The organism is Clostridium sp. (genome assembly GCF_016650095.1).
Lineage (GTDB): Bacteria > Bacillota > Clostridia > Clostridiales > Clostridiaceae > Clostridium_AD.
The window spans coordinates 1-7,875 of record NZ_JAENWL010000155.1 but is presented as its reverse complement, the minus strand read 5'-3'; the positions used below and the strand labels follow the sequence as shown (position 1 = coordinate 7,875).

At 32.7% G+C, this 7,875-nt stretch carries 7 protein-coding genes; all 7 read left to right on the top strand.

Features of this window, described 5'->3' with window-relative positions:
- A partial coding sequence (locus JJE11_RS10375; protein WP_291635261.1) for a nitrogenase component 1 occupies positions 1–1,241 on the top strand: 1,241 nt, incomplete at its 5' end.
- Positions 1,242–1,265: 24 nt separating this feature from the next.
- Positions 1,266–2,591 (top strand): nitrogenase iron-molybdenum cofactor biosynthesis protein NifE, encoded by a 1,326-nt coding sequence (gene nifE / locus JJE11_RS10370; protein ID WP_291635259.1) that lies wholly within the window; start codon positions 1,266–1,268, stop codon positions 2,589–2,591.
- 15 nt (positions 2,592–2,606) lie between these two features.
- Positions 2,607–5,234 carry a nitrogenase cofactor biosynthesis protein NifB gene (nifB, locus tag JJE11_RS10365; RefSeq protein ID WP_291635258.1) on the top strand — a complete coding sequence of 876 codons (2,628 nt, stop codon included), beginning with the start codon at positions 2,607–2,609 and terminating at the stop codon, positions 5,232–5,234.
- Complete coding sequence (locus JJE11_RS10360) at positions 5,231–5,539, top strand: 2Fe-2S ferredoxin (protein WP_291635256.1); 309 nt, start codon at positions 5,231–5,233, stop codon at positions 5,537–5,539. Before nifB ends, JJE11_RS10360 begins: the two co-directional genes overlap by 4 nt.
- Positions 5,540–5,662: 123 nt before the next feature.
- A complete protein-coding gene (locus tag JJE11_RS10355; RefSeq protein WP_291635254.1) occupies positions 5,663–6,715 on the top strand; it encodes a hypothetical protein in 1,053 nt (350 codons plus the stop codon).
- Complete coding sequence (locus JJE11_RS10350; RefSeq protein WP_291635252.1) at positions 6,699–7,433, top strand: homocitrate synthase; 735 nt, start codon at positions 6,699–6,701, stop codon at positions 7,431–7,433. Before JJE11_RS10355 ends, JJE11_RS10350 begins: the two co-directional genes overlap by 17 nt.
- Positions 7,434–7,584: 151 nt before the next feature.
- Positions 7,585–7,875: transposase (locus JJE11_RS10345; RefSeq protein WP_291635250.1), on the top strand; the 291-nt coding region annotated here is incomplete at its 3' end.

Here is a 7,875-nt window from a genome sequence, read left to right as displayed (position 1 = left end):
GTTCTCAAGGATGTTGTTCTTACCATAGAATGCAACTTACTAGGCATTATAAAGAGCCTGTAATGGCAACTACTAGTGCATTCACAGAGGGAGCATCAGTGTTTGGTGGAGGATCAAATATGAAAACTGCAATAAAAAATATATTTGAGCTTTATGCACCAGATGTAATTGCAGTTCATACTACTTGCTTATCAGAAACTATAGGTGATGATCTTAAAACAATGATATTCCAAGCTAAGGCTGATATACCAGAGGGCAAACATGTAATTCATGCTAGTACACCAAGTTATGCAGGCTCACATGTAACAGGTTTCTCTAGTATGGTAAAGGCTTTTGTTACTTATTTATCAGTAAATAATGGAACTAAAAGTGAAAGAATTAATATTATTCCAGGTTGGGTACAACCAGGAGATATGAAAGAAATAAAAAGAATTCTTAGTCTTATGGAAATTGACAATATAATGTTACCGGATACTAGTGGAGTTTTAGATGCACCAATGACAGGAACTTTTGAAATGTATCCAGCAGGAGGTACTAAAATTGAAGACATTATTGATGCCGGAAATTCAAAGCTTACATTAGCACTCGGTACATATACTTCAGAAGCTGCTGCAATAGAAATTGAGACAAAATGTAAAGTTTCTATGAAAACTTTAGGAACACCTATTGGAATTGATGCTACAGATAGGTTTATTACAGAACTAGCAACACTTTCGCATAGAGCTGTTCCTAGCTCTATAGAAGTGGAAAGAGGACAACTAGTAGATTTGATGTTAGATAGTCAAGCATATTTTAATGGTAAGAAAGTTGCTATTTACGGAGATCCTGACACAGTTCTTGGGCTCGTAGAATTCGTAATTAGTTTAGGAATGATTCCGAAATATGTGATTTCAGGAACACCTGGAGATACTTTTGCAAAACAAATCAATGCAGTATTAACTGCAAATGAGATAACAGATACTGTAGTTAAAGGATCAGCTGATTTGTTCGAGCTTCATCAATTGATGAAAAATGAACCTGTTGATTTATTAATGGGAAACACTCATGGTAAATTTATTGCAAGAGCTGAGGATGTACCATTTGTAAGAGTTGGATTCCCAATACTCGACAGATATGCACATCAGTATTTCCCAATAGTTGGGTATATAGGTGCAATTAGACTAATAGAAATGATGTCAAATGTAATCTTAGACAAAATAGATAGAACTTGCCCAGAAGAGGATTTTGAACTAGTAATGTAATAAAATATTTGTGGAGGTGATTATATGGAATCAAAATTACTTAAAGGAAGAGAAGACTCAGTCTGTTATAACTCTAAAAGTAAAGGTAAAAAAATGAAGTGCGACGGAAATAGTGTATCTGGTTCTGTAAGTCAGAGAGCTTGTGTTTACGCTGGAGCAAGGGTTGTATTAAATCCGATAACAGATGCGTTTCATTTGGTTCATGGACCTATTGGTTGCGCTGCGTATACCTGGGATATAAGGGGGAGTTTATCGAGTGATTCTGAAAATTACAGAAATAGTTACTCCACAGATATTAGAGAAAAAGATGTTATATTTGGGGGTGAGAAGAAACTTGCTGCTGCTATCGATGAGATAGTAGCAGCAAATTCTCCTAAAGTAATATTTGTATACTCAACTTGTATTGTAGGTGTTATAGGGGATGATATTGATGCTGTTTGTAGAGCTGCGCAGAAGAAACATGACATTCGAGTTATTCCAGTTAAAGCACCTGGATTTTCAGGAAATAAGGCAGTAGGTTATAGAGCTGCTTGTAATGCAATATTGAACCTCATGGGAGAAAATAATTCTCCAAAAGTAGAAGGTATAAACATTTTAGGCGATTTTAATTTAGCCGGAGAAATGTGGATTATAAAGAAATATTTTAAAAGAATTGGTGTTAATGTGATTGCAAGAATCACCGGAGATAGCACAAGTGATGAGATAAAAAAGGCTCCAACGGCTAGTTTGAACATTGTACAGTGTGCAGGATCTATGCACTACCTAGCTAATCAAATGGAAGAAAAATTTGGAATTACATATATAAATGTTAGCTTTTTAGGACTTGAGGATATAAAGGCTTCTTTAACTAATGTTGCACAGTTTACTAAAAATGAAGCAATAATTCAGAAAACGAAGGATTTAATATTTACTGAAGAAAAAGCAATTGAAGAAACACTAAATTACTATAAAAAAAGACTAACAGGCAAAAAAGTTGCAATATATGTAGGTGGTGGATTTAAAGCCATTTCACTTATTAAACAATTTAGAGAATTTGGAATTGAAACTGTTATGGTAGGCACTCAAACAGGTAAAGAAGAGGACTACGATATTATAAAGAAAATAACTTCTGAGGGAACAGTAATCTTGGATGATACCAACCCAGCAGAATTAGAGAAATTTATATTAGAGAAAAAAGCAGATATTTTGGTTGGAGGAGTTAAAGAAAGACCCTTAGCCTATAAACTCGGAATTGCCTTTTGTGATCATAATCATGAAAGAAAACATGCTTTATCTGGCTTTGATGGTGCAGTTAACTTTGCGAGGGAAATAGATTTATCTATAAATAGTCCAGTGTGGAAATTTATTTAAAGGGGAGGTGTTAATATGGAAAAGAAAAATTCTGTAAATTTAAGTGTTAACCCTTGTAAGATGTGCATGCCACTTGGAGGAGTAATGGCTCTTAAGGGAATTGAAAATAGTATGGTTATTCTTCATGGGTCTCAAGGGTGCAGCACATATATAAGACGTCACATGGCAACTCATTTTAATGAACCAATAGATATAGCATCATCATCTTTAACTGAAGATGGAACAATTTATGGTGGAGCTAAAAATTTAAAAATAGGACTTGCAAATATAATTAAATTATATAATCCTAGTGTTATTGGAGTACTCACAACTTGCCTTGCGGAAACTATCGGGGAAGACATAGGGCGTATAATTATAGAATTTGGGGAAGAGGACCCTAGCACAAAAGGTATTAAGATTATTCCAATATCGACACCTGCTTATTCTGGTACTCAATCTGAAGGGTATTATAAAACACTTAGAAGACTCGTTGAAGCTTTAAGCAGTGGAGATATAAAAAGTAATAAGATAAATATAATCTCTGCAAATATAACTCCAGGAGATATAAGGCAATTAAAATATATTTTAGATACTTTTGAAGTTGAGTACACACTATTACCAGATATATCAGACACACTAGATGCAGGATATACTAAAAAATACAATAAAATCCCATGTGGTGGCACAAGTCTTAATGATATAAGGTTAATGGGAGGAGCGTCTGCAACTATAGAAATGGATAAAGCATCAGAAATAGGATCTACTGCAGGGGATTATTTATTAGATACCTTTGGAGTACCATTATATAAATGCGCTGTGCCTATGGGAATAAAAGCTACAGACCACTTTATTGATTTAATATCTAAAGTTAGTGGGAAGCCTGTTCCAAAGGTATTAGAGAAGGAGCGGGGACGTTACTTAGATGGAATAATTGATTCTCATAAATATAATGGAGAAGGTAGAGCTGTTATTTTTGGAGAACCGGAGATTATTTATGCAGTCACTGCATTATGCGTTGAAAATGGAATTAAACCTCTGCTGATAGCTACTGGTTCTAAAAACAAAATTTTAGTAAATAATCTAAAAGAACTTACAAAGGATCTTGAGACATTGCCTATCATATTAGATGATACGGACTTTGAAATTATTGAAAAATACGCAAGAGAACTGGATATTAATTTATTAATTGGTGACTCAAATGGAAGACGGATAGAAGAGAAATTAGGAATTAAACTAATCAGAATTGGATTTCCTATTCATGATAGGATTGGCGCTCAAAGAGCTGTTAATATAGGATATTATGGTTCATTAAGATTTTTAGATGAAATTACTAATGCTCTTTTAGAAAAAAAAGAAAGGGGATATAGAAAAGATATGTATGATAAGTATTATGATAACGAAAAAACTGTATTTTCTGTCCCTGAAGTTTCGGGAACTCCTGAAGTTAAAAAAGTAATTAGTATGGAAGAACGAACCAAAAGTCACCCATGTTTTAATAATTGTGCACATGACAATGCCAGAATACACATACCTGTAGCCCCAGCTTGTAATATTAGTTGCAACTATTGTAGCCGTAAGTTTGATTGTGTAAATGAAAGTAGACCAGGGGTTACGAGTACAATACTATCTCCGATACAGGCATTAGAGAGATTTAAGGAGTATAAGAGTAAACTTAAAAATCTAACAGTAGTTGGAATCGCAGGCCCTGGAGATGCATTAGCAAATTTTGATGTTGTAAAAGAATCTATCAATCTTATTAAAAAGGAAAGTCCAGAAATAACATTTTGTTTATCCACTAATGGATTAATGTTACCTTTTTATGCAAATGAAATATTAGAACTTGGAGTTTCCCACATTACTATTACAATAAACACAGTGGACCCAGAAATAGGTGTAAAACTTTATAAAGAAATTAACTATCTTGGGGTAAAATATACTGGAATTGAAGGCGTACGTATATTATTACAAAATCAATTATCAGGTCTCAAATATCTTACTTCAAAAGGCCTTATTTGCAAGGTAAACATAGTCTATGTAAAAGGTGTAAATGATGTTGGAATAGAGGATACTGTGAAGAAAGTTAAAGAATGTGGAGCATTCATGACAAATATTATGCCTATGATAAATGCTCCGGGAAGTGTATTTGAGGATATTGTTACAGTAAATAATGAGGAATTGTTATCTATGAGAAAAAAATGCGAAATAGATCTTAAACAAATGTACCACTGTAAGCAGTGTAGAGCAGATGCAGTAGGAACACTTGGGAATGATATATCTCAAGAAGTAGAAGTGGCGAAAACAGCAGAGAATGAAGATGTTAAACCTATCAGATTTGCGGTAGCATCTAAGTCAGGACTCAATGTGGATCAGCATTTTGGACATGCTACTGAGTTTTATATATATGATTTTACGAATGGCGATGCTACATTTATTGAAAAAAGGAAAATACCTAAATTTTGTACTGCAAAAGAAGATTGTGATTCTAGTGATGTGGATAAGATAGATTATATAATAAAAACAATTGAGGATTGCTGCGGGGTACTTGCTCTTAGAATTGGGGACATACCTAAACAAAAACTAAAAAATAAAAATATAGAAGTGTATATACTATGTGATGAAATTAGAAATGGAATAAGAAAAATCGTAGGGGAGGCAGTATCATGATAAAACCAGAGTTTCACATTTTCGTCTGTACAAGTTCTAGAATAAATGGAACACAAAAGGGGTACTGCCATTCAAATGAGTCTACTGAAATCGTAACTAATTTTTTGGAAGCTATTGAAGAGAATGACATCAGTGACAAGGTAATGGTATCTAATACAGGCTGTTTAGGACTATGTAATGATGGCCCAATACTTATTGTTTATCCAGAAGGTACATGGTATGGAAAGGTGACACCTGATGACGCACTTGAAATTGTAGAATCACATATGATAAATGGAAATATAGTAAAAAGACTAGAAATATGATAAAAGTTAAATTTCAAATATATATCCTGAGACCTGTTAACAGTCATGTTATTAGGTTTCAGATATTTTTTAATTCATAATCTTATTATGAATTAAATTATAAAGTAGAGAGGGGTGTTATTAATGTCTATAGTTATAAATGGCAAAGAAAAATATATTATTGATAGGACATTAATAAACATTACTTTTAAAAACTTTAATGAAAATGAATTACCGAAGTTCATTATAAACCTGAAAAAGCTAGGAGTAGATTTTTTTGAGATTGATGAGAGGACGTTTGATATTTTAGGGCCTCTGATAAAATCGGGGGTTTTTATCTTTAGAGTTGATAAAATTAATCAATTAGAAAAATGCAAAAAAAATGGTATAGAATACATTATACTAAAACAAGTGGATTTAGGTTTTATTAATATTAGTTATATAGAAGAAAACTATGATTTTAAAATTATATTAGAAATAGATGTTAGTTCATATGTTGGCAACTATATGCAAAAGATACCCAAGAACATAGATGTAAATAGACTTTTTTCTGTAAGATTTATTGGAGAAAGTAATTGGTGTTTTGATAATTCTAATGGAGAAAATCTTAATGTAAATACAAATATGTATGCAAGTAATAAATTTTCTATGGCAACTGCTGTGGGTTTTCGGGCTATGAGTGAAGGATTTGACTCTATAACAACCACATTTTGTGGAAAGGATGGAACTTTTGGCACAACAGCTTTAGGGGAAATGTTAGTTGCTATAAAAGTCATTTTGGATCAAGAAATAAGTGGAGAAATTTCTCTTTTGTCAGAGATGAGGTTGCAATATGAAAAAACAATCTACAGTAAGTTACCAAATAATAAACCTGTGATTGGTTTAGATATATTTAAATATGAATCTGGAGTACATGTTGCGGGTATAGAGAAAAATCCAGTAACTTATGAACCTTTTGATCCTAAACTTGTTGGTAATGAGCGAAAACTTGCTTTAGGTAAACATTCTGGTAAAAATTCCATCACTTGTAAGCTTAAGGAGCTTGGCATGGATAATAAATATAATGCAGACGAGATTATTAGCATATTAGAGCAGGTTAAAGATAAAAGCATATCAAACAAAATGGAACTTTCAGATAAGGATTTTATAGACATATGCAGAGGAATTAAGGGGTTATGTTATGTACAAAATTGTTGATACAACCCTAAGAGATGGTGAGCAAATGGCAGGGGTTGAGCTGGGATTTAATGATAAAATTGAATTTGCCAAAATAATAGATTCAAAAGGTGTATATCAAATTGAAGCTGGAACTCCTGCCATGGGCGGGGATGAAAAAAAGAGTATTGAAAAATTAATGGACCTTTGCCTCAAAAGTAAGATTTCGGCATGGAATAGAATGAATATAAATGATATAAATCATTCTATTGATTGCAGGGTTGATATCGTGCATATATCAGTACCCGTATCTGACATACAATTGCATTGGAAACTTGGCAAGAATAGAATTTGGGTTATTAATGAAATGAAGAGGAGTATTTATTACGCTAAAGAAAAGGGACTCGAGGTTGTGGTTGGACTTGAAGATGCATCAAGAACTTCAACGGATTTTTTATTAAATGTTATTAAAGAAGCTAAGGAACTTGGTGTTGAGAGAGTTAGATATGCGGACACTGTGGGTATATTATATCCAGAAAAAACTTTTGAATTAATTCGTAAAATTAGACAAAATATTGATATTTCAATAGAGTTTCATGCGCACAATGACTTTGGCATGGCTGTTGCAAATTCGGTTGCAGCAGTTATGGCTGGAGCTGAATTTGTAGATTCTACTTTTGGTGGAATAGGAGAAAGGGCAGGTAATTGTGATTATGTTAAATTAATAAATGCCTTAAATAAAAATAAAGAAAAAATATAAAGAGATAATATTTATTATTTTATTAAAATAAGGAGCATTCCTGTTATGAATTAAAATGAGTTTTGAAAAAAAGAGCACCTACTGATAAAATACAGGGTATAACAGTTCGAACTTTTATCCCTAATTTATAATTATCAGTGGAGGTACTCAAATGAATTATACACAGAATGAAAAGATAATGTCAATAACAGAAAATACCTTAGTGGTAGGAATTGATATTGCAAAGCAATTTCAGTATGCAAGAGCGTTCGATTACAGAGGTATAGAGCTTAGTAAGGTTAAATCGTTTGAAAATACAGCGGATGGTTTTAAATCATTTCATGAGTGGTTAAAATTAGTAGCTAAAGAAAATAAAAAAGATAACATAATTGTAGGGTTAGAGCCTACAGGTCATTACTGGTTTACATTGGGAAATTTTTTAAAGGAACTGGGGATTAAGCTT

What these genes read in the sequence shown, in the direction of transcription:
- nifE (WP_291635259.1), top strand. Translation starts at nt 1,266, where the DNA reads ATGGAATCAAAATTACTTAAAGGAAGAGAAGACTCAGTCTGTTATAAC.
- nifB (WP_291635258.1), top strand. Translation starts at nt 2,607, where the DNA reads ATGGAAAAGAAAAATTCTGTAAATTTAAGTGTTAACCCTTGTAAGATG.
- JJE11_RS10360 (WP_291635256.1), top strand. Translation starts at nt 5,231, where the DNA reads ATGATAAAACCAGAGTTTCACATTTTCGTCTGTACAAGTTCTAGAATA.
- JJE11_RS10355 (WP_291635254.1), top strand. Translation starts at nt 5,663, where the DNA reads ATGTCTATAGTTATAAATGGCAAAGAAAAATATATTATTGATAGGACA.
- JJE11_RS10350 (WP_291635252.1), top strand. Translation starts at nt 6,699, where the DNA reads ATGTACAAAATTGTTGATACAACCCTAAGAGATGGTGAGCAAATGGCA.